This is a genomic window from Enterobacter sp. RIT637, from assembly GCF_019718755.1.
Classification (GTDB): domain Bacteria; phylum Pseudomonadota; class Gammaproteobacteria; order Enterobacterales; family Enterobacteriaceae; genus Enterobacter.
This window is the reverse complement of record NZ_JAIHAZ010000006.1, coordinates 23,369-48,558: the sequence shown is the minus strand read 5'-3', so window position 1 is coordinate 48,558 and position 25,190 is coordinate 23,369. Positions and strand designations below refer to the sequence as shown.

Annotated in this window: 17 protein-coding genes and 1 other RNA gene; 9 read left to right on the top strand and 9 right to left on the bottom strand. The window is 56.1% G+C overall.

Features of this window, described 5'->3' with window-relative positions; all coding sequences use genetic code 11:
* Positions 1-30: 30 nt before the first annotated feature.
* Positions 31-10,446, bottom strand: a complete 10,416-nt coding sequence (locus tag K5E19_RS11360) for a BapA/Bap/LapF family large adhesin (RefSeq protein ID WP_221551273.1) — start codon at positions 10,444-10,446, stop codon at positions 31-33.
* Positions 10,447-11,209: 763 nt separating this feature from the next.
* On the opposite strand from K5E19_RS11360, the gene K5E19_RS11355 reads away from it, so the two are divergent.
* From K5E19_RS11355 to K5E19_RS11345, 3 genes are read left to right on the top strand one after another with little or no spacing between them, the layout of a single operon-like run.
* Entirely contained in the window at positions 11,210-11,737 is a 528-nt protein-coding gene (locus K5E19_RS11355; protein WP_221551272.1) for a tetratricopeptide repeat protein, read from the top strand.
* A gap of 7 nt (positions 11,738-11,744) precedes the next feature.
* Positions 11,745-12,275 carry an RNA polymerase sigma factor gene (locus K5E19_RS11350; protein WP_221551271.1) on the top strand — a complete coding sequence of 177 codons (531 nt, stop codon included), beginning with the start codon at positions 11,745-11,747 and terminating at the stop codon, positions 12,273-12,275.
* On the top strand, positions 12,272-13,063 hold the full coding sequence (locus K5E19_RS11345; RefSeq protein ID WP_221551270.1) for an anti-sigma factor: 792 nt from the start codon (positions 12,272-12,274) through the stop codon (positions 13,061-13,063). Before K5E19_RS11350 ends, K5E19_RS11345 begins: the two co-directional genes overlap by 4 nt.
* Here K5E19_RS11345 and K5E19_RS11340 read toward each other — a convergent pair.
* The 3 genes from K5E19_RS11340 to K5E19_RS11330 all read right to left on the bottom strand — a co-directional run bounded on the left by K5E19_RS11340 (position 13,055) and on the right by K5E19_RS11330 (position 15,734).
* Complete coding sequence (locus K5E19_RS11340) at positions 13,055-13,612, bottom strand: YceI family protein (protein WP_221551269.1); 558 nt, start codon at positions 13,610-13,612, stop codon at positions 13,055-13,057. The genes K5E19_RS11345 and K5E19_RS11340 overlap by 9 nt on opposite strands.
* Before the next feature lie 174 nt (positions 13,613-13,786).
* A complete protein-coding gene (locus K5E19_RS11335) occupies positions 13,787-14,143 on the bottom strand; it encodes a hypothetical protein (RefSeq protein WP_221551268.1) in 357 nt (118 codons plus the stop codon).
* A gap of 184 nt (positions 14,144-14,327) precedes the next feature.
* Positions 14,328-15,734, bottom strand: a complete 1,407-nt coding sequence (locus K5E19_RS11330) for an MFS transporter (RefSeq protein WP_221551448.1) — start codon at positions 15,732-15,734, stop codon at positions 14,328-14,330.
* A 340-nt stretch (positions 15,735-16,074) separates the two neighbouring features.
* On the opposite strand from K5E19_RS11330, the gene K5E19_RS11325 reads away from it, so the two are divergent.
* Positions 16,075-16,989: a LysR family transcriptional regulator gene (locus tag K5E19_RS11325; RefSeq protein WP_042713371.1), complete on the top strand. Its 915-nt coding sequence runs from the start codon at positions 16,075-16,077 to the stop codon at positions 16,987-16,989.
* 152 nt (positions 16,990-17,141) lie between these two features.
* Here the strand turns inward: K5E19_RS11325 and K5E19_RS11320 are convergent, their stop codons facing one another.
* Positions 17,142-17,921 carry an L-threonylcarbamoyladenylate synthase gene (locus K5E19_RS11320; RefSeq protein WP_221551267.1) on the bottom strand — a complete coding sequence of 260 codons (780 nt, stop codon included), beginning with the start codon at positions 17,919-17,921 and terminating at the stop codon, positions 17,142-17,144.
* Positions 17,922-18,178: 257 nt separating this feature from the next.
* Here K5E19_RS11320 and K5E19_RS11315 point away from each other — a divergent pair, with 257 nt between their 5' ends.
* The 3 genes from K5E19_RS11315 to K5E19_RS11305 all read left to right on the top strand — a co-directional run bounded on the left by K5E19_RS11315 (position 18,179) and on the right by K5E19_RS11305 (position 20,826).
* On the top strand, positions 18,179-18,832 hold the full coding sequence (locus tag K5E19_RS11315; protein ID WP_260411755.1) for an MFS transporter: 654 nt from the start codon (positions 18,179-18,181) through the stop codon (positions 18,830-18,832).
* Positions 18,833-18,941: 109 nt separating this feature from the next.
* Positions 18,942-20,297, top strand: a complete 1,356-nt coding sequence (locus K5E19_RS11310; protein WP_221551265.1) for an aconitase/3-isopropylmalate dehydratase large subunit family protein — start codon at positions 18,942-18,944, stop codon at positions 20,295-20,297.
* On the top strand, positions 20,287-20,826 hold the full coding sequence (locus tag K5E19_RS11305) for a 3-isopropylmalate dehydratase (RefSeq protein WP_221551263.1): 540 nt from the start codon (positions 20,287-20,289) through the stop codon (positions 20,824-20,826). The genes K5E19_RS11310 and K5E19_RS11305 overlap by 11 nt, the downstream gene beginning before the upstream one ends.
* Before the next feature lie 265 nt (positions 20,827-21,091).
* On the opposite strand, the gene ssrA is transcribed toward K5E19_RS11305, so the two are convergent.
* Both ssrA and smpB read right to left on the bottom strand, forming a co-directional pair.
* Positions 21,092-21,455, bottom strand: a transfer-messenger RNA (tmRNA) gene (ssrA, locus tag K5E19_RS11300).
* An 89-nt stretch (positions 21,456-21,544) separates the two neighbouring features.
* Entirely contained in the window at positions 21,545-22,027 is a 483-nt protein-coding gene (smpB, locus tag K5E19_RS11295) for an SsrA-binding protein SmpB (protein WP_174340940.1), read from the bottom strand.
* Positions 22,028-22,183: 156 nt separating this feature from the next.
* On the opposite strand from smpB, the gene K5E19_RS11290 reads away from it, so the two are divergent.
* Positions 22,184-22,621, top strand: a complete 438-nt coding sequence (locus K5E19_RS11290) for a type II toxin-antitoxin system RatA family toxin (protein WP_010434164.1) — start codon at positions 22,184-22,186, stop codon at positions 22,619-22,621.
* Positions 22,611-22,898, top strand: coding sequence for an RnfH family protein (locus K5E19_RS11285; protein WP_100165715.1), 288 nt, complete (start codon positions 22,611-22,613; stop codon positions 22,896-22,898). The genes K5E19_RS11290 and K5E19_RS11285 overlap by 11 nt, the downstream gene beginning before the upstream one ends.
* A 108-nt stretch (positions 22,899-23,006) precedes the next feature.
* On the opposite strand, the gene bamE is transcribed toward K5E19_RS11285, so the two are convergent.
* The gene (bamE, locus tag K5E19_RS11280; protein ID WP_014884883.1) at positions 23,007-23,345 is read right to left on the bottom strand and encodes an outer membrane protein assembly factor BamE; all 339 of its coding nucleotides are present in this window, start codon (positions 23,343-23,345) and stop codon (positions 23,007-23,009) included.
* A gap of 138 nt (positions 23,346-23,483) precedes the next feature.
* Entirely contained in the window at positions 23,484-25,145 is a 1,662-nt protein-coding gene (gene recN, locus K5E19_RS11275) for a DNA repair protein RecN (protein WP_221551261.1), read from the bottom strand.
* Between the last annotated feature and the right edge of the window lie 45 nt (positions 25,146-25,190).

The window sequence follows — 25,190 nt, the reverse complement described above, 5'->3', positions numbered from 1 at the left end:
GTGCGCCCGGGTCAGGTGGTTCTGTTGCTATCAGGTAATGATGTGCTGCTGGTTAACAAGCTCGTCGTAGGTGGTCTGAACGCCATCAAGCGTAACGAGCGTGGTATTAGTGTAGGTGGTGCCTGCACCATCACGGTCGATGGAGATCACAGTGTTGCTACCGCTTTGAGTAACATGGAGATAATTACCCAGCGTCGATGCGCTACCGTTCCAGCCCACCAGCAGATCGCCGATGTCGATTTTGTCTCCCTGCGCCAGCGAGAAGGTGCTCCAGTGGTCGCCGGTCGTGCTGCTGACGTTGCCTGCGGTGGCGTTGCCTGAGGTGCTGTTCAGCACCTGGTAAATCAGCGTGTCGCCGTAGGCCGTGCCGCTAATGACGTCGTTATGTTCAGAGCTGATGAACTGCGGCGCCATGTTGATGGTCAGCGTGGCGGTATCCGTGTTGCCGTTGGCGTCGGTCAGGGTGTAGTTGAAGGTCTCCTTCGAGGTGATGGTTGAGAGCGATACCCCCGGGTTGAGCGTATAGGTGTAACTGCCGTCTGCGGCAATCGCCAGCGTGCCGTAGTGACCCGTGATGCTCGACTGCGTGCTGCCGGTGTAGGGATCCAGCGTAGTGGTGACGCCGTCGTAGCCGGTAATGCTCACGCGGGTATCCACCGAGTGCAGCTGGTCCATCGTCCCTGCAGAACCGGTACCGTCGAAAATGTTGCCGTCAACGGTGTGGGTGCCCGTGGCGTCGAACTGCGACAGCGAGTAGTTGGTGCCAGTGACGCTTGGGGTGATGGTGATATTTCCTACTCCCAGCGGCCCCATTCTGCCGGTATAGCTCAGGGTGTAGGTTCCCGCCTCCAGGTCGAGACCCGTCAGGTTGACCGTCGCCGTGCCGCCCAGCAGCAGCCCGCCGTTGAACGAGCCGGTTCTGACGGTGGTGGCGCCGTTGGTCAGCGTCCAGTCAACCGTTAGCCCTGTCAGCGTCAGCAGCGAGGCGACGTTAAACGACAGCACCACGTTGTGCAGCGCGGTATTGGCATCCACCACGAAGGTGCCGGAGCCGGAGCCCTGGGTTGAAGTGAGCAGCGCGGCGTTCCAGCTCGCCGACCCGACGGTAGTATCCGAGTACGCGGCGGTGTGGTGCACTGACGTTACATCCATCACGGCGCTGACATCGTTAACCGCATTCATCGCCTGCGCGGTAGGGGTAATGTTCAGCGATGCCGTGTCTTTCGTCCCGTCCGGCGCAGTGATGGTGTAGACGAAGGTATCTGGCGTGCTGATATGGTCGGAGCCAACGCCGCTATTCAGGGTGTAGGTGTACTCCCCGGCCGCGTTGATGCTCAGCTTACCGTATTCCCCATCGATCTCCGTCAGGCCGCTGCCGTTAACCACCACGCCGTTCACTTCCGTCACCAGCGTACCGACTGGGGCAATATCATCCGACAGCACATCCCCGGAGGTGGTCTCGCTAATGCTCGCCACGCTGTAGACATGATCCTGCAGGACGCTCAGCGTATAGGCCGTCAGCGCGGTGATCCCTGCCGCCGTATTGAGCAGGAACAGGTACTCCCCGGCGGGCAGGTTCAGCGTCAGCTGTGGCGAGGTTCCGCCCAGCAGCGGCGCGCGCAGCCAGCCCGACTCCACGCGCATCTGTTCAAAGGTCTGCGTCGCGTTGTTGAACTTATAGATGTACAGGTCGAACACTGAGGCCAGCGCCACGCCGCCGACGGAAGCCTGTATGGTCATGGTGCGGGTGGTACCTTCCTCCACGCTGTAGATGATTGGGTTGGTCATATCGTCCAGCAGATTCAGCCCCAGCGTGTTGCCGAGGTTAATCCCGACCAGGGTAAAGCCGCTCTGCGACGAGGTGCCGTTATCAATGGCCGTAACGGTGGTGTCAAAGGTCAGCGAGGCGGTATCGTCCACCGCCACAACGCCGCTGGTGGCGGTTCCTGTACCCAGCGACAGTACAAGGTTCGCCGACGCGCTGACGCCGTTATAGGTGATGGTGTAGCTGAAGCTCTCCGTGCGGCCAATGACCGCGGCGCTGGTGTCCGTCAGGGTGTAGGTATAGCTACCGTCGCGGTTGATGGTCAGCGTGCCGTACTCGCCCTGGATCACGGTACCGTCAGCGGTCACGTTGGTGAGGTCGCCATCCGTATTGGTCACGGCGGTGATTCTGGCGCCTGCCGGGGCGTTGTCGCTGCCTGCGGTCGGGTCGACATCGGTGATGACGTTGCCCGTCAGGCTGGTTTCGCCAGAAACGGTACCCGCGCTGGTCTCTTTCACGGCGACATCCAGACTGGTGTAAGAACCGGTCGCCAGGAGGTTGGTGTTGTAGCTCAGCACGCGATACTGACCATTTTCCAGCCCGGTCAGGTTCAGCGAGACGCCGGTTGCGCCGAGCGTCAGCAGGTCAGCAAACTGCGGCTGTCCGGTGTCCACCACCGTGGTCCAGGTGTTATTGACGGTATCGAAGCGCTGGACGACCAGCTCAAGGGTGTTGAGCAGGGAGAGAACCGCACCCGTGGCATTGGCATTCACCTCGATATCCGCGCTGCCGCCGCTGCCTACGGTGAACTCTACCTGTGCGGTGTCGTTACCCAGGAGCGTCAGCACGTTACCCACGGCACCCACCAGCAGGAAACCATAATCGCTGTACTGCGAATTGGTCACCGTTGCGGTGGTGGTGAGTTCCAGCTCTTCAACGTTGTTGCTGGCCGACAGCGGCACCACTGGCGCAAGGACCGAGCCAGGCTGTGAGACGTTGCCTGCGGCATCGGTGGCAGTGATCTGCAGCGTCTGGCCTTCCGTCTGTTTATTGAGGAAGGTATAGCTCCAGGCTCCGTTGCTGTCCGCCGTGGCGGTGAACGTCGAATTGTCCGCCAGACGGATAGTGACGGTGCTGCCTGCTTCGGCATTACCGGTCAACACGCTGCCGTCTGCGTTAAAGGTTCCGGTAGGGACCGTTGGCGCAGTGAGATCGACAATAATTGTCGTCACGGCCGAAGCCGGGCCGGTGTTGCCCGCGGCATCGGTGGCGGTGGCGGTGAAGTTATGCGTACCCTGCGTCAGCGTGGTGGTGGTTTGCGCCAGCGTCCAGTTGCCGCTGCTATCGGCGATGGCCGAGCCGACCAGCGTTGCGCCGTCATAGATGCGTACCGTTGCATTGGCCTCCGCCGTTCCGCTCAGCGTCGGACGCGTATCGTTGGTCGGGTTATTGCCCGTTACCGGCCCGGTGACGCTGCCCACATCATCGACAACCGCGCTGATGACCGGCGCGGCTGGCGCGGTGGCATCGATGTTTATGACGTACCCGGCCGTTTGCGCGCTGGCGTTGCCTGTCGCATCGGTGGCGCTAAAGGTCAGGCTGTGCGGCCCGTTGCCCAGCGCCGGGGAAGGGGTGAAGCTCCACGCTCCGCCGGTGGCAATGACGCTGCCAATCTGTACGCCGTTATCAAAGATTTTTACCGTGACGCCGGCTTCCGCCGTACCGGTGAGGGTTGGCTGTGCATCGTTGGTCAATCCGCCGTTAGCGATGGTCGTCGCCGCGTTGCCCACATCATCCACAATGTTGGTCAGTACCGGCAGCGCAGGCGGTGTGGCATCGATAGTCAGACTAAAGGCCGTTGATGACGTGCTGGTATTGCCTGACGCATCCGTGGCCTGCGCCGTGAAGCTGTGCGGGCCGGTTGTCAGCGTGGTATTGAGCGCGATATTCCAGTTGCCGCCAGCATCAGCGGTGCCCGAACCGACCAGCGTTGCGCCTTCATAGATACGCACGGTGGCAAACGGCTCGCTGGTGCCGACGAGACGCGGTTGGGTATCGTCCGTGGTCTGCCCGGATCCAAGCGGACCGGTGACGCTGCCCACATCGTCAATCGCCTGGCTGATAACGGGCGCGTTTGGTGCGGAGGTATCGACCACCAGCGTAAAGGCGGAGGAGGCCGGGCTGACGTTCCCCGCCGCATCGGTAACCGTGGCGGTCCAGGTATGGCTGCCATTGACCAGCGGGGTTGACGGCGTAAAGCTCCATGCCCCGCTGCCGTTCACCAGCGCGGTGCCGACCTGCTGTCCGTTTTCGTAGATAGTCACCGTGGTGTTGGCTGCCGCCGTGCCGTTCAGCGTCGGCGTGGTGTCGTCGGTGCTCTGGCTGGTGGTGAGCGACGTTTGTACGCTGCCCACGTTGTCGCTCGCGGAGGTAATGGACGGCGCGGTCGGCACGCCGGTATCCACCGTCAGGTTAAACGGTGCCGTCGTGCTGCCGGTGTTGCCTGCCGCGTCGGTGGCGTTGAAGGTGACGGCATGAGGCCCGTCGACCAGGTCGGCGCCAGGCGTGAAGGTCCAGTTCCCCTTGGCGTTCACCACCGCAGTGCCGATCTCGGTGCCATCCACCAGAATGTGCACCGTCGACCCCACGTCGCCCGTGCCGTTGAAGGTTGGCCGCGCGTCGTTGGTGCTGTTGCCCGACGTAAGGGTGCCGTTGACCGGCGCAACATCGTCAATCACGCTGGTGACCTGCGGCGCGGCGGGGCCTGCGGTATCGACGGTAAAGACGAAGACCGGCGAATTGGCTGAGACGTTACCCGCCGCATCGCTGGCGTTGATGCGAATGTTGTAGCTGCCATCGTCGAGAGCCGGGTCTGGTATGAAGAGCCAGTTGCCGCTGCCGTTAACCGTTGCGGTGCCGATTTCCACACCATTATTCAGAATGTGGATCGTGCTGCCCACAGCCCCCGTTCCGCTGAGGGTTGGCGTATTGTCATTGGTGGTCTGCCCGGTTGTCAGATCGCCGAGGGTCCCGCCCGCCACGTTGTCGTTGACGCTATTAAGGGTCGGGATCGTCGGTGCAGTCAGATCGACCGTCACGCTCCAGGTGTTTGATACCTGGCTGCCGTTGCCCTGCGGATCGGTGGCTGTGACGGTGAAGGTGTGCGGACCTTCGACGAGAGCGGTGTCCGGAGTAAAGCTCCACGCGCCGGTACCGTCAGCCGTGACGGTAGCAATCGGTGTGGCGCCGTCGAAGATCGTCACCACGCTGTTTGCTTCAGCCGTGCCGGTGAGGGTTGGCGTGGCATCGTTAGTTGGCGTGCCGCTGACGACGGTAGTGGCGGCGTTGCCGACGTTATCCGTGACGTTGGTAATCACCGGCGTGGTGGACACGGTATCGACCACGATAGTGAAGCCCGCCGATGGGGCACTCTGGTTACCCGCCGGATCGGTTTCACGGATGGTCAGGACGTTATTGCCCTGTGCCAGGGCAGGCGTTGTGAAGCTCCAGTTGCCCGTATCACCGACCACCACGGTACCCTGCAGCGCCCCGTTGCTGTAGATGGAGATGGTATCGCCAACCGCACCGGTGCCGGTGAGCGTCGGCTGGCTGTCGTTGGTGGTCTGCCCGTTTGTCAGCGGACCGGTGCCGGGGCCAACATCGTCAATCACCGCACCGATGGACGGCGTGCCCGGAGCGGTAAGATCCACGGTAACGGTTGAGATCGGCGAGCGACCGCTGGTTTCGCCGTTGAGGGTGGCGGTCGCCTCAAAGGTGTGCGGCCCTTCGCCAAGCGCTGGCGACGTGTAGCTCCAGTTGCCACCTGAATCGGCAACGATGTTGGTTTGCGGAATCAGCACCCCGTCCAGGTAGAGTGTGATAACGCTTCCGGCTTCAGCCTTACCGACGAGGGTAGGGGTGGTATCGTTGGTGGTTTTATCTTTCACATCACCCGTCACCGGCGCCGCGTCATCATTGATGGCGGTGATGATCGGCACGTCCGGCAGTTCGAGCGGCGAATCGACGACGATAAAGGTCGCGCCCGGGCTACTGTTTCCAGCGGCATCCGTGGCTGTCACGGTCAGCGTGGCGGGATCCAGCTGCGCCGGGCTCAGTGCTATGGAGAAGCTGCCGCCCGTGGCAACGCCTGTGCCGATGATGTTGTTACTCGCATCGCGAACGATCACGGTCACGCCGTCTTCTGCCGTACCGGTCAGCGGTGTCCCCTGCTGGGTCAGCGCCATATTGCTCGGGTCTGCCGGGGCGACGGTATCCACCGTCACGCTAAGCGGAGCAGAGCTGGCGGAGGTATTACCGACCGGATCGCGGGACGAGACGGTGAAATCATGCGAAGCATCCGACAGCACGCTTCCGGCAGTCCAGCTCCAGGTGCCGTCGGGCTGCACCGTTACCGGCGCGCCAGATGGCGTACCGTCCACAGACACAATCACGGTGGAGCCCGGTTCGCCAGTCCCGGTCAGGGTCGGCGTACCGTCGCGAGTGTAAAGCGTTCCGTTTGTCAGCAGGCTGTCAGTGACGGCGTTAATCTGCGGGACCGCTGGCGGCGTGGTGTCAATTGTGACGGTGAAGACCGGGCTGAGATCGCTGACGTTTCCTGCGTCATCAACGGCTGCAACGGTGACGTTCACTGGGCCATCGCTCTGAGCGGGCAGGGTGAAGGTCCATTCTCCAGCATTACTCACCACCACGCGGCCTAACTCAACGCCGTTGTTGTAGACGATCACCGTTTCGCCCGCAGGGCCGGTTCCGCCTACGATTGGGGCTGCATCCGCGGTGACGCCGTCATCCGGCTCACCGCCAATGGCAACAATCACCGGAGTCGCAGGTGCGACGGTATCTACCGTGATGGTGATCCCCGTTGACGGGAGTGAGACGTTGCCAGCTTCGTCGGTGGCGGTTGCCGTATATTCGTGGCTGCCCTCCGCAATGTCGCTGCCGGGACGCCAGCTCCAGTTGCCGGAGCCGTCGACCGTGACGCTACCCACCGCTGTCGCTGTGCCGCCATCAACGCTGTCATAGATAGTGATCAGCTCGTCTGGCGTACCGGTTCCGCTCAGGATCGGACGCGGATCGTTGGTGGTTTCCCCATCGGCAACAGGGCCGGTTATCTGGCTGACGCTGTCAGTAATGACCGGAGGCTCTGGGGCAACTGGCGCGTCGGTGTCAATGGTGATGCTTACGGGTATGGACGGGGCGCTTTCGTTGCCCGTGCCGTCCATGTTGGTGACGGTCAGGGTGATGTCGTAGGTACCGCTGGGGAGCGGCGTTGTCGGCGTCCAGCTCCAGTTGCCTGTGCCGTCCACCACAACATCATCCAGTTTGTCGCCATCAATGTAAATCGTCACGGTTTCGCCCGGATTGCCGGTACCGCTCAGGGTTGGCGTGGTATCGCGGGTGGTTTCACCCGGGTTCAGCGGCGTTTGTGTTGGGCCGCCGTCAGGGTTTACGGTGATTGTCGGGATATCCGGCGTTGCGGGCGCGACGGTATCCACCACAAGCTCGAATGGGCTGGAGACGGTGGTATTCCCGCCTGCGTCAGTGGCATATACGGTGAGGGTATGCGGGCCATCGGTAAGCGGCGTGGTGGGGCTGAAGCTCCAGCCACCGCTGCCGTTAAGCGTCGCGGTGCCGAGCAGGGTTGTTCCGTCATAGACGGTAATCACCGTCCCTGCCGGGGCGCTTCCCTGAAGCAGTGGCTGAGTGTCATCCGTAGTATCGCCGCTGCTGAGCGTGCCTTGAACGCCGCCGACATCATCGGTAACGGTGCTAATGGTCGCCGCGGGTGGCGGGACAGTATCGACCGTGAAGGTGAAGCCGCCAGACGCAGGGCTGGTGTTACCTGTTCTGTCGGTCGCAACGGCGGTCAGGGTATGCTGGCCTTCGCCAATCGGCGTGGTGGGGGTAAAGGTCCACGCGCCGTTGGTGTCGGCCACCGCCGTGCCGATAGCGGTGCCGTCCAGACGAATGGTGACCGTCGAGTTCGGCTCGGCGGTGCCATTGAGCGTTGGCGTCGTGTCGTTGGTGGTGTCGTTGGCATTGAGTACACCCGTGCGTGCTGGCACATCATCCACCACCTGCGTAATAACCGGCGCAAAGGGCGCGGTACTGTCTATCGTTAAGTTCCAGGTATTCGAGCTTCCGCTGGCATTGCCTGCCGGATCGGTCGCGATGGCGGTCAGGGCGTGCTGACCGTTGCCAATCGGTGTTGAGGGGGTAAAGGTCCACGCACCGCCGCTATCCGCTACGGCAGTACCGACACTGATACCATCTACAAGGATGGTGACCGTCGCGTTGGGTTCTGCGGTGCCGTTGAGGGTCGGGGTCGGATCGTTGGTGGGCTCATTGGTATCGAGCGCGCCGGTGCGGCCGGGGACATTATCCACCACTTCTGAAATCACCGGGGCGACGGGCGCAGTCGCGTCCACGGTAAAGCTCCAGCTATTCGATTGCCCGCTCGGGTTACCGGCAGGATCCACGGCTTTCGCCGTCAGCACATAGGTGCCGTCAACCAGCGGCGAGGGCGGTGTAAAGCTCCACTGGCCGGACGTCTGCACGACCACCGTGCCAAGAACCGTGCTGCCGTTGGAGAGGGTGATGGTCGTGCCGGGTTCGCCCGTCCCGTTAATGGTAGGAGTTCGGTCGTTGGTGATCCCGCTCTGGACAACAGGACCGGTCGACGCAGGAACGTCATCGACCACCGACACGATGACCGGAGTTTGTGCTGCGGTCGTGTCAGGCGCAACGGCGGGCGCGGTCGGTCCGGTATTGCCTGCCGGGTCAGTTGCTTCCGCGGTCAGGGTTTGGCCGTTGAGTTTTGGCGGCGTCAGGGTCAGGCTATAGTTGCCCTGGTCATCGGCCACGACATCCCCAATTTTGACGCCCCCTTCACGGATGGTTACCGTACTTCCAGGCTCTGCGGTGCCGCTGATGGTCGTGCCGTCATCCGAAATGACCACGGCAGGTGCCAGCGGCGGCGTGGTGTCCACGGTGAAGGTGATGGGTTGTGAGGCCGTACTCTGGTTACCAGCTGCATCCGTGATTTGCACGGTGATGGTGTGTGTACCATCCGCAAACGGTGTAGTCGGCGTCAGGCTCCAGGTGCCGTTGGGCAGAACCGTCGTTGTTCCAATCACCACGCCGTTTTCGTAGAGCGTAATTGTCCCGCCCGGCTCTCCTCTCCCGACCAGGAGCGGCTGAGAGGCGTCGGTGGGTACGCCCGCGGTAATCGCCCCTTTGATAAGACCGATATTATCGTTCAGTACCAGGGCGGTTGGCGCGTCTGGCGCGGTGAGATCCACGGTGAGGGTAAACACCGGCGACGCTGGCCCGGTATTCCCGGCGGCATCCGTTGCTCTGACCGTGAGCGAGTGGGTGCTTTCGCTGAGGTTCACGGACGGGGTGAAGCTCCAGGTGCCGTTGCTGGCGACGACGGCCGAGCCAATCGCGACGGTGCCGTCATAAATGGTGATCGTGGAGCCTGCTTCACCGGTGCCAGAGATCTGGGGCCGCCGATCGTCGGTGCTGCCGCCGTTGCTGACTGAACCCGTTACCGGGTCAACATCGTCCGTCACGCTGGTAATGGCGGGAGCAGCTGGCGCGATGGTGTCTACCACAAAGGTGACGGCACCGGAGGCCGGGCTGGTATTGCCTGCCGCGTCGGTCGCGGTAGTGGTAATGGTGTGATTACCGTTGGCGAGATCTTTGGTTGGGGTAAAGCTCCAGTTGCCGTTGGCATCCGCTTTGCTGGTGCCAATTTGCGTACCGTTATCGTAAATGGTGATGGTGGTTCCCGCTTCAGCGATACCGCTAAAAGTAGGGCGCGGATCGTCGGTGCGTTGGCCATTGTCCAGCGGGCCTTGTTCAGCACCCACATTGTCATTAACGATCAGAATATCTGGCGCATCCGGTGTCGTTAAATCTGGCGCGGTTACCTGTCCGGCCTGGCTGGTGTTGCCTGCTGGATCCGTCGCGGTGGCGGTCAGCTGCTCGCCGTTGGTCAGCGGGGTTCCCAGCTCGATAGAGAATTTACCGTCACTGCCGGTTTTACCCGTGCCAACCAGATTGCCATCCGCATCTTTCAACGTAATTGTGCTGCCGGGTTCCGCGGTACCGGTTACCGTTGAGCCATCGGCCGAGAACTGTAAATTGCCTGGTGCCGCGGGGGCGGTTGTATCCGGAGAGGACGGATTCCCGGGGGTGACAGGGTTTGTGTTGTTATCATCGTCGTCATCGCCGCCACCTCCACCGCCACCAGCCGCAATGGCTATCCCGCCGGCGACGGCAAGACCACCCAGTACCCACGGCCAGATGGCCGCACCGCCCGCATCACTCCCCGAAGCGGCAAGTAAGACGTCCGTGGAGGCGATGGATTCGTACGTGGCAGCTCCGGTGGGATCTTCAATCCACCATAGCGCTCCATCGCTCTCCTCCAGCACCAGCTGGCTTACCCCCTGAGCATCAGTAACGTAGAAATTCTTAATGGTAATGACCTCACCAGAGTGCAGCGTGATCACCAGATCGTTGCCGCTACGGGCGAAATCAGAGACATTGGCTCGCTCGACATGAAGCTCAACGATAGAGGAATGGCTCAGCGTAACTTGTGTACCCTCTGTGGTGGTTTCCACACCGGTAAGTTTCGATATAACAGAGATTTGGCTCATTTAATTGCTACTCCAGCTGAGTTGTCGTGAACGCGTGTAAGACGAGCCATCTCTGCTGAAGGTAAAGGGCGCCCCCGGCGCAGTTGCTGTTATCACGCAGCACTGACCGTTATTTTTAGCGCGCACGATACCCGCCAGGATTTAGAGTGGCAACATCAGAGCGAATCTAATTACGTATCAAAGAAAATGGTTTTTATTCGTGTTTTGTACCTTATAAAACCCTGTAATTAATAGATGAATTGGTTTTTGAGGATATAAAAATGATATAGCCAGAAAACTCTGAATGTGCAAATTAAGCTTTCGTAAATAGAGATGAAAACAATGAAGGAGGGATTAATGTACTGAGGGTATTTATAATTTTATTTTTATATCTTGTTGTTTTATATTGATTTTATTTTGTTGTCTGATGCTTGCAATTAATGCTCTTGATGCAGTGTGATAATTGGTAGTGGCATCCAGAATATAAATTTAAAAGGTATTGTTTATGCATGCTTAATGTACATTTAAGTTAGGGTAACGTTTTTGATGTAAGATATATTAAGTCACTTGGTAAATGAAAAATATATTCTTATGCCGGATTAAATTTCTGCTAATGTGCGGAAAAATAACAACGCTGGACGGCAAGGGTAAAATAACCTGCTTTATTTTCAGTGCGGTGACGACATAAGCATGATTTTGGCCCCGCAAAAACTTCATCAAAGAACGAATAAAAATCATCAGTCGGGCGTTTACTGACGTCACTTCCTTTTACCTGGAGCTTTATATGAACACGACCTCGCTTCGTTTGATCCCGGCGCTGATTTTTTCCCTGCTCTCTCCGCTGGCACTGGCCATGGGCGATAATAGTACCGAGAGCAAAACGCCCGACTGTCCTTCCGGACAGGTGTATGACAGCGCCACCCAGAAATGCGTGCCGGACAAGAGCAGCAGCCTCAGCGACCAGGACAAAACCAACTATGCGTACCATCTCGCGAAGAAAGGAGAGTACCAGGCGGCGCTGAATCTGCTTGATTCGCTGAAAAATGGCAATACGGCTGAAGCGTGGAATTATCGCGGGTTCGCCACGCGCAAGCTTGGCCGCACGGATGAAGGCATTGGTTACTACCAGCGGGCGCTGGCTATCGCACCGGATTATGCCAAAGCCCGGGAATACCTTGGTGAAGCGTGGATGGTAAAAGGACGTCCTGACCTCGCTAAAGAACAGCTGAAGGTGATTGCCGGTATTTGTGGCCAGTCCTGCGAAGAGTATCGTGACCTGCAGGCCGCCATTAACGGACAGCCGGAATCCTGATTTTCTCGTGGAGGGAAAACACATCGCTACCCGTGAGGTTCGTCAACAGCTAGCGGCACACCTGTCGCGTCTCTGGCGCTATGGGCTGGTGCTGTCGCGAAACAGAGATATCGCCGAAGAGCTGGTTCAGTCCACCTGCGTGCGTGCGCTTGAAAGGAGCAGCCAGTATACGCCGGGCACGCGCATCGACAGGTGGTTGTTCGCGATACTGCACTCCATCTGGATCTCTGAGCTTCGGGCACGGCACGTGCGTCAGGGGCAGGGATTTGTAGCCAGCGACGAGCTTCTGGCGCCGGACACCCGCGAACAGGATGAGACGCGCCTGCATTACCTGAAGGTGATGCAGCGCGTTAACACGCTGCCTGAAGCCCAGCGCAACGCGGTATTTTTAGTTTATGTCGAAGGCTTTACCTACCAGGAGGCGGCGGAGACGCTGGCGGTGCCGATCGGTACCGTGATGAGCCGGCTGGCGACGGCACGGGCTCGGCTTGCCAGGTCCGCTGACGCACTGCCCCCGGTAAAGGAGAAACGCTCTTGAACGCGCACCGTTTTGCACCGCCCTATAACGACGACGCTATCGTGGCATGGATAGATGGCGAGATGTGCCGCGCCGACGCGCAGCAATTTGAAGAACAGATGAAAAGCGACGAACGCCTCTCCGTGCGAACCGCCGAACTGATGAAAAGCAGCCAGGATTTCGCCGGGGCGTTTGCCTCCCTGTTGGATGACGCGCCTCAGGAGACAATGCAGGCGCGTCTGGCAGCGATTCCCGATCCACAGTCCTCCACGCCGGCTGGCGTCAGCAGGCGGGCGCTGATTGCCGCGTCGGTCAGTTTTTTGATGGTCGGCTCCGGGCTGGGCTACCTGCTGCGGCCCGCTTCCGCGCCAGCGGATGAGAACGCCCATATTCGCGACCTTGAAGCGCAATATATGTCCCTGTACAGCGTCGAGACGCTGCTGGATATGGACAGCGCAACGCCGGTCCTGCAGCGCGGGCTGGAGCGGGCCGCGCAGGATATCGGCGTGAAGCTGCAAATGTCGCAGCTTGTCCTGCAGGGGGCAGAGCTGAAAATGGTGCGCATGCTGCGCTATGAAACCACCTCGATCGCGCAGATTGCCTGGATAAACGCCGACTACGGCCCGATGGCGCTCTGTATCTCTCCTGTAGATGAGAAGACGACGGCCCCTCTGCGCCAGGAGCAGCGGCACAGCATGAACCTGGCGTGGTGGCAGGAGGCGGGCTACCAGTTTGTCCTGATTGGCCGCAATCCGCCGTCTCAACTGCGGGGAAACGCGGAGCAGCTACAGCGGCTCATCTCAGGATGACGGCACGTCGTTTGTCTTAATCGCAATGGCGATGGTAATACGATCGTCCACGACCAGCGCAAACTTATCCATCCCGTAGGACGCGCGCGAGATCGCCGTCGTGGCATCCAGCGTGAGGGCCTGCGCGCGCGGGTCTTTCACGATGGCTTCCAGGATTACCGGGCGGGCGATGTTTCGCACGGTCAGCGTGCCGAACACCCTGAACCGCCCGTCGCCCTGAGCGGCCACGCGAGAGCTGGTGAACTCGATAGTCGGGTAGCGCTCGGATTCAAAAAACATGTCGCTTTTCAGCTGCCAGGTGAGCAGCTTGTTTGAGGCCACAAGCGTCGCTACGGGGATGGTGACGTGAATATGGTCGTCGACGTCGTTCTCCGGGTTGAGCGTCACGGCGCCCGTCACGCCGCTGAACGTCGCCCAGGAGAGGATGCCGCCGAAGGCATGCCACGATAGCCGAATGGCGGTGTTATCGGTGTCGATAATGTAGCTCTTCGGGGCAGCTATCGCCCACGGACAAACCAAAACAAGCACTATCACCAGGCGTCGCAGCATCTCAGGATCTCTTTTAGGGGGGCAGGGAGTAAACGCGTCACCTCAGGGATCTATTCGGCTTTGTTGACATTATTTCAACCGGAGCGCGATAACCGGACCTGGTGACAAGTGTTGCCTTGAGAACACAGAGCTGCGGGGAATAAAAAAGGCCGCGTCTGCGGCCTTTCGAAGGGATTACTCGGTGACTTTCTTTTCCAGCTCGCTGGCACCTTCTTTGGTTTTATTCCAGCCTTTCTCAGCGCCTTCTTTGGTGGCATCCCACCCCTTTTCGGTGCCTTCTTTGGTTTTATGCCAGGCTTTCTGGGAATCTTCGCTGACCTTGCTGCCAAAGCTTTCGCTTTTACCTTCTGCGGCATGCTCGTTTTTCAGCTTCAGTTCTTCACCTTTGTTCTGCTCTTCGTGCAGTTTTTGCTTCGCGTCGTTGGCGTTTGCTTTCGCCGCGGCGACAGTGTCGTCAGTTGCATGTGTGGTCGCAGCAAATACTGGGGAAGCCAGCAGAACGGCAGATAATGCGATAATTGTTTTTTTCATAATATCCTCATTTAACGTTATCGGTTATGAGCGTGATTCAGCATGTCACAGGCGAAGCGGGGTGGCTTTAGGAAAAAACTGTAAAAAAGGAGATGCCACGACGGCGCTATTATCTTCGTGGCAGCCAAAATAATCATGGATGCCGCTCACTCGACGTGAGACGGCATTTTATTAGTCACGGTGATTAAATGTTTTCCAGGTCGATACCGCGCGTGTTGGGGCCAAAAATACCAATAGTCAGCATCACAATCAGCATACTTATTACAATAAAGGCAATCACCGCCGTCGAGCCGCTATATTGCAAGATAAGACCGATAATTATACTGCTGAATACGGTGGATAAACGGCTAAAGGAATAACAAAAGCCGACCGCGCGCGCCCGAATACGGGTGGGGAAAATCTCAGACTGATAGGAGTGGTAGCTGTAGGTCAGCCAGGCATTGGACCAGGTAATAAAGAAGCCGCAGGCAATCAACAGCAGCGGGTTGCTTTGAAGCGCGAACAGCGAACCAAAGATGACCGTGGTCAGACAGGACAAGACGATTTGCCATTTATTTTCCATCCGATCGGCATAGCGGCTACAGATGAGCGCGCCGAGAGGATAGGCGAGCGTGATGAAAAAGGCATACAGCAGGCTGTGCGTGACCGATGTCCCGTTGCCGGACAGCAGGGCAGGGAGCCAGTTTCCGAAGCCAAAAAAGCCGATCGCCTGAAAGATATTCATCACCACCAGCATGACAACCCGGCCACGGTAGCGCGGGGACCAGATGTCTTTAAATCTGCCCTTGATGGAAGCCTGGTCGTTGTGCTGCCCGGCACGGAGAGGGAAATCAGCCTGCTCGTCGGCACCGCAGCGTTTTTCCATCTCATGTATGACGTTCCTCACCTCCAGATAGCGCTTTTGCTGCAGCAGCCAGCGTGCCGATTCCGGCAGCCCCTTACGTACAAGCCAGATGACGATGGACGCCAGCGCGCCGGCAATCACCACGAACCGCCATCCGCTCAGGCCAAACCACGTCTGCGGGACCAGCCACCACGACATCAGCGCCACGGCAGGAACGGAGAGAAACTGAATGAAAAAGGCGAAAGCAAATGCGCGGGTGCGAAGGTGAGCGGGTACCCACTCAGTCAGATAGGTATCAATGGTCACCAGTTCAACGCCGAGCCCGATCCCCACCATAAAGCGGAAAAAGATCACCCATTCCGCCTGATGCTGAAATGCCATGACGAGGGAAAACAGCCCGTACCAGAGCAGGGCATACATAAAGGTCGCGCGTCGGCCAATGCGGTCAGCATAGGGGCTCAGCAGGCTGGCACCGACAAAAAGTCCTAGAAAGGTCGCGGAAGCAAATGCGGCCTGGTCGGCCATACCTAACACACCCTGCTGCCCGGTATGAAAGATCCCATCAGCAATGAGCCCGGCGCTGATGTAGCCAGTTTGAAACAGATCGTAAAGCTCAAAAAAACCGCCAAGAGACAGCAAGGCGATGAATCGCCAAAGCCCGGCGGAAGCCGGTAAGGCATCGATCCTTGCCGCAAGATCGTCCTCGCGGATGGGGTTCTGTGCCCCCCATTGTGTTCCTGAAACTATGCATTCACTCACTGTTAACCCTCTAGTAACATTCACCCTGAGTCGTTATGCTAGTGGGAAATTAGCGGATTTAAATATTTAATTCATATTCAGAGGCAATAAATAAAGCATAAAAAACCAGATATTTTTCTTTTAGTGCGTGGATATTCACCTGCTGGCTTCTCTCAGTTTTCGACGAAAATATATCCTTGTGTCGATGAGAAAAAATATCAACACGCCTGAGCGGCGTTAATAACAAACGGAAAGAGGGCGGCACGCTGGGAATTTTTCACTTGACGCTAGCAAGGACTTTTGCGACTAATTGTCGGGTGACGTTTGCTGATCGGGTGCAGATTGTAGAATGGAAAAAATCGAGAATTTAATTCCGATGGTGGTTTTCGCGCGTGTCGTCGAAACCCTGAGCTTCACCGAGGCCGCACTCTCTTTGGGAATGTCGAAGTCGTCAGTTAGCCGGGATATTTCAACGCTGGAAAAACGTATTGGTGCAATGCTGCTTAAGCGTACCACCCGGAAAATAGAGATTACGGAGCTGGGGTTGAGCTACTATCAGCACTGCTTCAAAATATTGAATGAGCTGCGTGCCGCAGAACGCTTTATACGGGATTATTATGAGGAGCCGGCGGGGACAATAAAAATACTTGCCCCGGTGACGTTCGGAAAAGAGTATGTTGTGCCAGCTTTAAATGCTTACTTAGAACGAAACATTATGGCCAACGTCGATCTCGATTTATCCGATAAAGCGGTGGATATCAAAGAGAGCCCGTACGATCTGTCCATCATCGTGGCCCAGGACACGCCAACGCATGAGCATACCAAATTTTTATGCTCCATCCAGTGGGGGCTGTATGCCACCCCTGACTTTATCGCCCGGATGCGTCCTGTCCAGACCCCGAGCGATCTCCCCGCCCATAACTACATCCTGTTCCGTGGTGTGGCACGTACGGTTTCGCTGCCGTTCAGAAAAGAGAAACAGAAGGTTAATATTGACGTCCATAGCCGCTTCAGAAGCAATAACAGCGTGGCGCTGATCAGCATGGCACTTTCCGGTCTGGGCATTGCTTACTTGCCTAATTACATTGCGCGAGAAAGTCTCGCCACCGGAAAACTGGTCCGGCTTTTACCCGGCTGGCAAATGGATGAATATAAAGTCTGGCTGCTGTCAAAAAATAAAAATACGATGACGTCGGGCATTAAGCGTTTTAGCGACGAACTTCAGCAGCTTATCACCGGAGCTGAGGTCAAAGCAGGCTACTGATATCCAGCTCGCCATGACGAAGGATCGGCTGCCAGTGCAAAATGGGTATCGGTAGGGATCAGTATGATCCCGCTATTACGCAATACGGTAATGGCCTTGTCTATCAATGACATAATTATCGATATCCCTATGACGTGGTTAAACCCAAAATATTAATAATAATCGCCGTGGCGATAGTCCCAGGTATTAAACTGGGCTGACATGAAGTTAATAATTTTATTGACGTCGAGACCTTTGCGAATTAATACCGGGCAAGGGGTCACTTTTCGGGCGCTACCCTGTTCAGGAACCAGTTTCCCTTCACTGTCTACCATTGACACCATGACGCCTTGTTCATAGCGACTCTCCTGGGTTTCATCAGACTGAATAGACTTAACGTACTCGTTGGCACAAATAATTACGTCTGCACGCGCTTCGATGCGTTCCCCAATGAACTCCACCATGCCGCGGTTGCCTTTGCCTGACGGATTCGCCGAGCTGGCAAAAGAGCATTTTTGATGTTTTTCCCACAGCTCTTTGGCAATCATTTCACCGGGTTTGCCAAATTTAATCACGAAGCAGCTGGTTTTTCTGCCATCCATCATCAGATCTTTCAGGCCGTTATCAGGCAATCTGGCGATGGCATCTTCTCGCCACGGCAAAATACAGCCCAGTAATACGTCTGCATCCCAGTGTGCCTGATAAAATGCGTCAATTTCCGGGTTCATTTCCGCCAGCGATTTCAGCTGTTCCATACTGCCGCACAATACCACGCCGGGTTTATTACGGTTTCGCTGTTTCGCTTCGAATTTTCTCTCAAGCCCCTCTTTATCCGAGGTCATAATGATATAACCCACTTTCGTAGGGCAAACAATCATTCCGCCTTCCGCCGATAATACGTTAATTGCTTCCGGCTGAACCTGACCATTCCACGCGACTTTCTTATTCATCATTCATTCTCCCTGCACCACACTGGTGTCATAAATTTAGGGCAAGGATGTCGTGTAATAAGAGGCTTCGCAATCGGCAGAGAAATTTTCACCGCATTGTTTCAGTGTTGGAACAATATCGCGTTATTCCTGGGCAATTCGCCGGGTTGGCGAATTCTGTTACTGGTTTTGCTTTCAATCGGTTACCAATAGAACAACCCACCGGTAAATGCCAACTATCAAGCAGAGGTTAACGCTATGAAATTATCTATTGCAGGTTTATGCGACTATGGTTTCTTACTAAAGCGAACGAATATCATAATTTTGGCGGAAATGGCGATAATGTCTCTCCCGCCTTGTCCTGGGGAGATGTCCCGCAAGGGACCAAAAGTTTTACCATCACCGCTTTTATTCCGTTCTACTTTATTATGGTGAATGTCGATCCTCTGCTTTTCGGTGCCGTGCTGAGCTGCTTCACGCTCTCGTCCTGGGGGGCAATCAAAATAGCCGGACCTTTCATCGCCCGGTTTGGGGTAACGGCGTTGCTGGCGACGACCTGCCTTTTCATGACGGCGGCGCTGGGACTTTTTGCCAGCAATGAATGGCTTTCAGCGAAAGGCATGGACTATTTTATCTCCGGGCTGCTGGCGCTGGTGCTGCTGGGGTTTGGCTCAGGGACGATTCGGCCCGTCACGCTTGCTAACCTCGATCTCTCTGCCAATACCCCGGATGAACGCATGCGCGTGTTTGCACGCATGGAGCGTGATTTCGGGCTGGCCAATGCATTTTTACTGGCCGTCGGGGCGTGGCTGCTGGTGAGCAGGGACTTTACCACGCTGATGCTGATCTTCTGTCTGATCTATATTTCGGTGGTATGCATATCTGCTCTTCTTTACTTAAAGAATCTGCGCAGCGGGGACCACAGTTCCACCTGAGGAACAATTCACACGCAAAATGAAACTAACCTGACTAATAACGGATTCCCGTTGAAAGACCCTCCTCTGTACGGTGTAATTTCCTCATCAGATAATGAGGAGAAAAAAAATGAATATTCACGAGACTGATGATTATGCGTCGGTAAATATCAATCAGGGGATGACGTTAACCGAAAAAATTATCGCCAAAGCCAGTAACAGAACGCATGTTTCACCGGGTGAAGTTCTTTTCGTGAATGTTGATGTATTGATGTCCCACGACCCCTGCACGCCTGGCGTCGCCAGCGTATTTAAAAAAGAGTTTGGTGAAGAAGCAAAAGTTTGGGACCCGGATCGTTTTATTATGATCCCTGATCACTTTGTTTATTCCGCAGACCCACAGGCGAATCAAAATATTCGGGTGATGCGGGAATTCGCAACCGCGCAAAATATTACGCATTTTTATGATGTGGGTACCCCAGATTATAAAGGTGTGTGCCATATCGGTCTGGCGGAAGGGGGACATACCCGGCCGGGAGAGGTGCTGTTGGGGACCGATTCTCACACCGTGACCGCGGGCGCCTTTGGCACTTTCGCCATTGGCGTGGGGATCACTGACGGGGCGTATGCCCTGGGCACGGGGGAGATCCCGCTGATGGTTCCCGCCACCATAAAAGTGAATTACTTCGGAAAGAAAGCGAAAAGCGTTCAGGCGAAAGATTTAATTCTGGTGTTGATGAAAGAACTGGGCGTGGAAGGGGCGACCTATAATGCCATCGAATTTACCGGAAACGTCATCGACGAGTTATCGGTCGAAGAACGGATGACGATGTGCAATATGGTCGTGGAGTGCGGGGCTAAAAACGGCATTATGGTGCCAAATCAGGCCACGCTGGATTATCTGGCGACCAGAACCCGCATCCCGTATACCGTGGTGACGCCTGATGAAGATGCTCAGTACGTTCGCACGATTGATATTGACGTCTCGTCATTAACCAGCGTTATTGCGCGGCCACACTCGCCCGATAATGTGGTGTCGGTAGCGCAGCTGGAAAACATTGCTATTTCGCAAGCCTATATTGGCTCCTGCACAGGCGGTAAAACGGATGATTTTATTGCTGCTGCAGAAATACTCTGGCAGCGCAAGGTGACCATTCCAACCTATGCCGTCCCTGCGACCAAAGAGGTATTTCATAATCTGATCACCATGCAGGTGAAGGGTCGTTCCGTATACGAAATTCTGACCCGTGCTGGCGTCAAATTATCGTCTGAACCCGGCTGCGCGGCCTGCTGCGGCGGACCCGCGGATACCTTTGGCAGAGTCAGGGATCCGATAAGCGTGATTTCAACCACCAACCGTAATTTTGTGGGACGAATGGGAAATAAGGGCGCGATGATTTATCTGGCCTCACCTTATGCCGTGGCTGCCGCAGCAGTGTCCGGTTTTATTACTAATCCAGAACGGTACTTAACTAATGACTATTAATAACGTAATGCGCGGTACGGTTTATGTGTTAGGCGACAATATCGATACCGACCAGATATTAACGGCGGAATATTTGAAAATTAACCCGGCCTCTGCCGAGGGGCGTGAGGAGCTGGCAACGCTTGCCATGTGCGGACTGCCGGAAGGAGTGCTGCCGTTTATCAATCCGCAGACGCAGCGTGCCGGTTATGACTTTATTGTGGCCGGGAAAAATTTTGGCTGTGGCTCTTCACGCGAGCATGCGGTAGTGGCACTGGGAGCATCCGGCGTGAAGGCCGTTGTCGCGCAGTCGTTCGCCCGTATTTTTTTCCGCAACTGTGTATCCACGGGCCAAATCATGCCCGTCACGCTGAATGAAGGCTGCGATATCCGTGCGCTGAAAACGGGGGATACCATTGAAATCGATTTAGACGCTCATCAGATCGCTACTGCTGATGGGATTCTGAAAACCGCTCCGGTAGGGGAACTTGCGAACATAGTCGCCGCGGGTGGCTTGTTCGCTTACGCAAGGCAAACAGGAAAGATTTAATCCATTACAACCATAAGACTCAAAACAAGACGCCTTACTTTCTCAGGGTGCAGCGTCTGTTTTGAGCGTACATAAGGCAATCAAACTATAGGGCAGGATCGTCTACCGGAGCGGGGTCAGTCCATAAATGACTCGGAGGTGTCTGTTAAACCCGTGGCGATTCATATCTCTGACAGTCATAGGCACAAAAAAGCCCGCAGGGCTTGCACCGTGCGGGCTTTCAGGACTTCATCAGTCGACTCTGGTGATCGCTGATGGAGAATTTTGGTGGAGCTGGCGGGAGTTGAACCCGCGTCCGAAATTTCTACATCCTCGGTACTACATGCTTAGTTTGTCTTTACATTCGCACGCCAGCTGCGGACAGACACGCCACTAACGAACTAGCCTGATTAGTTTTAACGCTTCAACCCCAGGCAGGGCTTCCACGCGATCTCTTTTGGGTTTGACCTCTCTTTGATCCCCGTCTTAAGAGCGGAAGCTAGGGAGAGAGGGCTCTTAGCAGGTTATTAAGCTGCTAAAGCGTAGTTTTCGTCGTTTGCGACTATTTTTTTGCGGCTTTTTACGAGGCAAACCGCCCCTCGGCATGCACCTTGGGTTTCGCAAATCCCGTCGAATCCAGAATCAGCCCCAATAGTGTTGAACTCAGTATACCAGATTTCACTTCCTGGATACCAGCCCGAAACGCTAACTTATTGAATAGTACAATAAGTGTGCAGAATCAACGTCCTGCGTTTTTCATGATGCGCGCTTTGTCCAACTGCCACTCGCGCGCTTTCAGGTCAGTACGTTTGTCGTGCTGTTTCTTACCTTTCGCGACGCCGATTTTCACTTTGCACCAGGCATTTTTCCAGTACATAGAGAGCGCAACAACGGTAAATCCTTCACGGTTGATACGCCCGTAAAGAGATTCAAGCTCACGCTTGTTCAGCAGCAGTTTACGCGTGCGCGTTGGGTCGCATACGTAGTGTGAAGAGGCGACGGTCAGTGGCGTAAAGTTCGCACCGAACAGGAAAGCTTCGCCGTCTTTCAGGATCACGTAGCTGTCACCAATGTTCGCTTTACCCGCGCGCAGCGATTTTACTTCCCAGCCCTGCAGCGCAAGGCCTGCTTCGAATTCTTCTTCGATGAAATACTCGTGGCGAGCACGCTTGTTGAGCGCAATGGTCGCCGATCCTGGTTTATGTGCTTTTTTCTTCGTCATAAGTGTCGTAAAGCCGTCGGTAATCTGATTTCAAAAAGTCACCTCATTGCGTCCTGTGAGGTCTAACGCGCTATATTAGCACGAGATGAGGCTTAGCGTTTTTTTAACAGGTGATAAATGTTATTATTTGTCCGTTGTGTGACCATGGAAAATGCTATGCCTCAGATTAGCCGTACTGCGCTCGTGCCTTATAGCGCGGAACAAATGTATCAGTTAGTGAACGACGTTCAGTCTTATCCAGAATTTATTCCGGGATGCACCGGGAGCCGCGTTCTGGAGTCCGGCCCGACGCAGATGACCGCGGCGGTGGATGTCTCCAAAGCGGGGATCAGCAAGACGTTCACCACACGCAATACGCTGACCGATAATCAGAGTATTTTGATGCATCTGGTGGATGGTCCGTTTAAGACCCTGATGGGCGGCTGGAAGTTTACGCCGCTGAGCGCGGATGCCTGCCGTATCGAATTCCAGCTGGATTTCGAGTTTACCAATAAGCTTATTGAGCTGGCGTTTGGCCGCATCTTCAAAGAGCTGGCGTCTAACATGGTTCAGGCGTTCACGACCCGCGCCAAAGAGGTTTACAGTGTCGCATAAGATTGCGGTGGAAGTGGTATATGCGCTGCCGGAAAAGCAGTATCTGCAGCGCGTGACGCTGGAAGAGGGGGCGACCGTCGAGGCGGCTATTCGCGCTTCCGGCATCCTTGAGCTTCGCAGCGATATCGACCTGGCGAAGAATAAGGTCGGGATATACAGCCGTCCGGTGAAGCTTGGCGACCTGTTGAAAGAGGGCGACCGGGTTGAGATTTATCGCCCGCTGATTGCCGACCCGAAAGAGCTGCGTCGTCAGCGTGCGGAGAAAGCGGGTAAGTAGCGCTTTCTCCCCCGATGGCGCTTCGCTTACCGGGGCTACGATTCTGCGTAAGAATTCAGATACAAAAAAGGTGCTCAATGAGCACCTTTTTGCATTTCTGACGCCTGATTACTTGGTCAGGGCAGGCTTGTTGTCGATGTTGGTTAAGACACCAGCGCTGCTGAAGGTCAACGTCAGGGTTTGCTGGGTCACGTCTTCGTGGCCTGGCTGCTGACGGAAGACATAGAACCATGTATTTGTACCGAACGGATCGGACATCATCGGGGTTCCCAGTGCATAAGCGACCTGCTGTTGTGTCATCCCCACGCGGATTTTGGACACATCGTTAGGGGTAAGGTAGTTCCCCTGGTTGATGTCAGGACGGTAAACCACTTTCTCCAGAGTGGAACAGCCTGCGGTCAACATCAGAAGAACCGCTGCGGCAGCGGTCAGCATTTTACAACGCATAGTGATTTGATTCCTTTTCGGGCCCGAGCAGAACGCGGCTCATATGTAATATGCCGATGATAATAGACCTTGCCCCACTTTGAAACCGGTCTGGCGGCGTTTTTGTTGTTCTCTATGACTCTGAGATCCCGAAAAAGTTTATGCCGCCAGCAGTTCTTTCGCATTCGCGAGCGTATTGCGGGTGACTTCGCTACCACCGAGCAGGCGCGCCAGCTCCTGCAGACGCGCGCGTTTATCGAGCGGTTTCATGTGCGTTTCGGTCATTTCTCCATCCGTCTCTTTGCTGACGATAAAGTGATGATGACCACAGCCAGCCACCTGTGGAAGGTGGGTGACACACATCACCTGAGTCGATTCGCCCAGCTGGCGCAACAGTTTGCCTACAACGGCCGCTGTTGGACCACTGATCCCTACATCCACTTCATCGAAAATCAGCGCCGGGGTTTCCATTTTACGCGCGGTAATCACCTGAATCGCCAGTGCAATACGCGACAGTTCGCCGCCGGAGGCGACTTTAGAGATGGCCTGCAAAGGCTGACCTGGGTTCGTGGTGACGCGGAATTCGATGCGATCTGCACCTTCCGCAGTCAGGTGGCTCTCTTCGAAGCGAACATCAATACTGAACACGCCGTGCGGCATCGCCAGGGTGTGCATGCTGTCTGTGATGTGCTGGCTTAACTCCTGCGCATAGTGCTGACGGATATCGTGCAGCTGTTTCGCCGTTGCCAGCGCCTGCTGATGATGCAGGTTTACCGCCAGAGACAGCGTTTCAAGCGAATCTGCCTGATCGTCGAGCTGCTGTTGTTCATCAAGGAGAGACTGATAAAAGGCAGGCAACTCCTCCGGCGTGACGTGGTGCTTACGCGCCAGTGAGATCTGACGGGATATACGCTGCTCAAGCTCGAACAAACGGTTCGGGTCGAGATCCAGACGTTCACAGTAGTGGCGCAGTTCGTCACCCGCTTCGGAGATCTGAATGGCCGCTTCTTCCAGCATATCCAGGACCCCAGAGAGTTTACTGTCCATTCCGACCAGCTCGGTGACCAGTTGACGGACGTTATACAACTGGCTCTGCAGATTTACGTCTTCGCCATCTGCCAGCATGTTGAGCGCATTTTGGCTGGTTGAGAGTAAATGACCGCTGTTCGCCAGACGTTTGTACTCTTCGTCGATTTGCTCAAACTCTCCCGCTTGCGGGTTGAATTCGTTCAGCTCTTTAAGCTGGTACGCCAGCAGTTCCGCACGTGCGGCGCGCTCCTGGCTTTGCTGCTGGTGCTGGGCGAGCTCACGGCAGCTCTGATGCCACTGGCGGTAGTGTTCTGCCATCAACTGAGTAAGCGCGTACTCACCTGCGTAGCCATCAAGAAGGGCCTTCTGCTGCTCGGGCTTAATCAACTGCTGATGTGCATGCTGACCGTGGATCTGAATAAGCAGCTGGCCAAGTTCGCGAAGCTGGGAAAGGGGGACCGCTGTGCCGTTGATAAAACCGCGGGAACGACCGTCGCTGCTGATGACGCGGCGGAGTAAACACTCACGTCCGTCTTCGAGCTGGTTCGCTTCCAGCCAGCGCAGGGCTGCAGGGGTGTCTTTCAGGGAAAAGCGGGCGCACAGGTCGGCACGGTTTGCGCCCCGGCGCACCATGTCGCCCTCTGCGCGGCCGCCAAGGCACAAGCCGAGGGCATCAATGGCGATAGATTTACCCGCACCGGTTTCACCGGTGATCGCCGTCATACCGCTATGAAAATCGATCTCAAGTTCGCGAACAATGGCAAAGTTGCTGATGGTCAGTTGTGCCAGCATAATTGTTTTCCTGTATGAAAAACCATAACTGTGTTTTCATACAGT

Coding starts and splice junctions, on each gene's coding strand:
- K5E19_RS11305 (WP_221551263.1), top strand. CDS start 20,287: ATGACTATTAATAACGTAATGCGCGGTACGGTTTATGTGTTAGGCGAC.
- K5E19_RS11315 (WP_260411755.1), top strand. CDS start 18,179: ATGCGACTATGGTTTCTTACTAAAGCGAACGAATATCATAATTTTGGC.
- K5E19_RS11325 (WP_042713371.1), top strand. CDS start 16,075: ATGGAAAAAATCGAGAATTTAATTCCGATGGTGGTTTTCGCGCGTGTC.
- bamE (WP_014884883.1), bottom strand. CDS start 23,345: ATGCGTTGTAAAATGCTGACCGCTGCCGCAGCGGTTCTTCTGATGTTG.
- smpB (WP_174340940.1), bottom strand. CDS start 22,027: ATGACGAAGAAAAAAGCACATAAACCAGGATCGGCGACCATTGCGCTC.
- recN (WP_221551261.1), bottom strand. CDS start 25,145: ATGCTGGCACAACTGACCATCAGCAACTTTGCCATTGTTCGCGAACTT.
- K5E19_RS11290 (WP_010434164.1), top strand. CDS start 22,184: ATGCCTCAGATTAGCCGTACTGCGCTCGTGCCTTATAGCGCGGAACAA.
- K5E19_RS11340 (WP_221551269.1), bottom strand. CDS start 13,612: ATGCTGCGACGCCTGGTGATAGTGCTTGTTTTGGTTTGTCCGTGGGCG.
- K5E19_RS11320 (WP_221551267.1), bottom strand. CDS start 17,921: ATGATGAATAAGAAAGTCGCGTGGAATGGTCAGGTTCAGCCGGAAGCA.
- K5E19_RS11355 (WP_221551272.1), top strand. CDS start 11,210: ATGAACACGACCTCGCTTCGTTTGATCCCGGCGCTGATTTTTTCCCTG.
- K5E19_RS11335 (WP_221551268.1), bottom strand. CDS start 14,143: ATGAAAAAAACAATTATCGCATTATCTGCCGTTCTGCTGGCTTCCCCA.
- K5E19_RS11360 (WP_221551273.1), bottom strand. CDS start 10,446: ATGAGCCAAATCTCTGTTATATCGAAACTTACCGGTGTGGAAACCACC.
- K5E19_RS11310 (WP_221551265.1), top strand. CDS start 18,942: ATGAATATTCACGAGACTGATGATTATGCGTCGGTAAATATCAATCAG.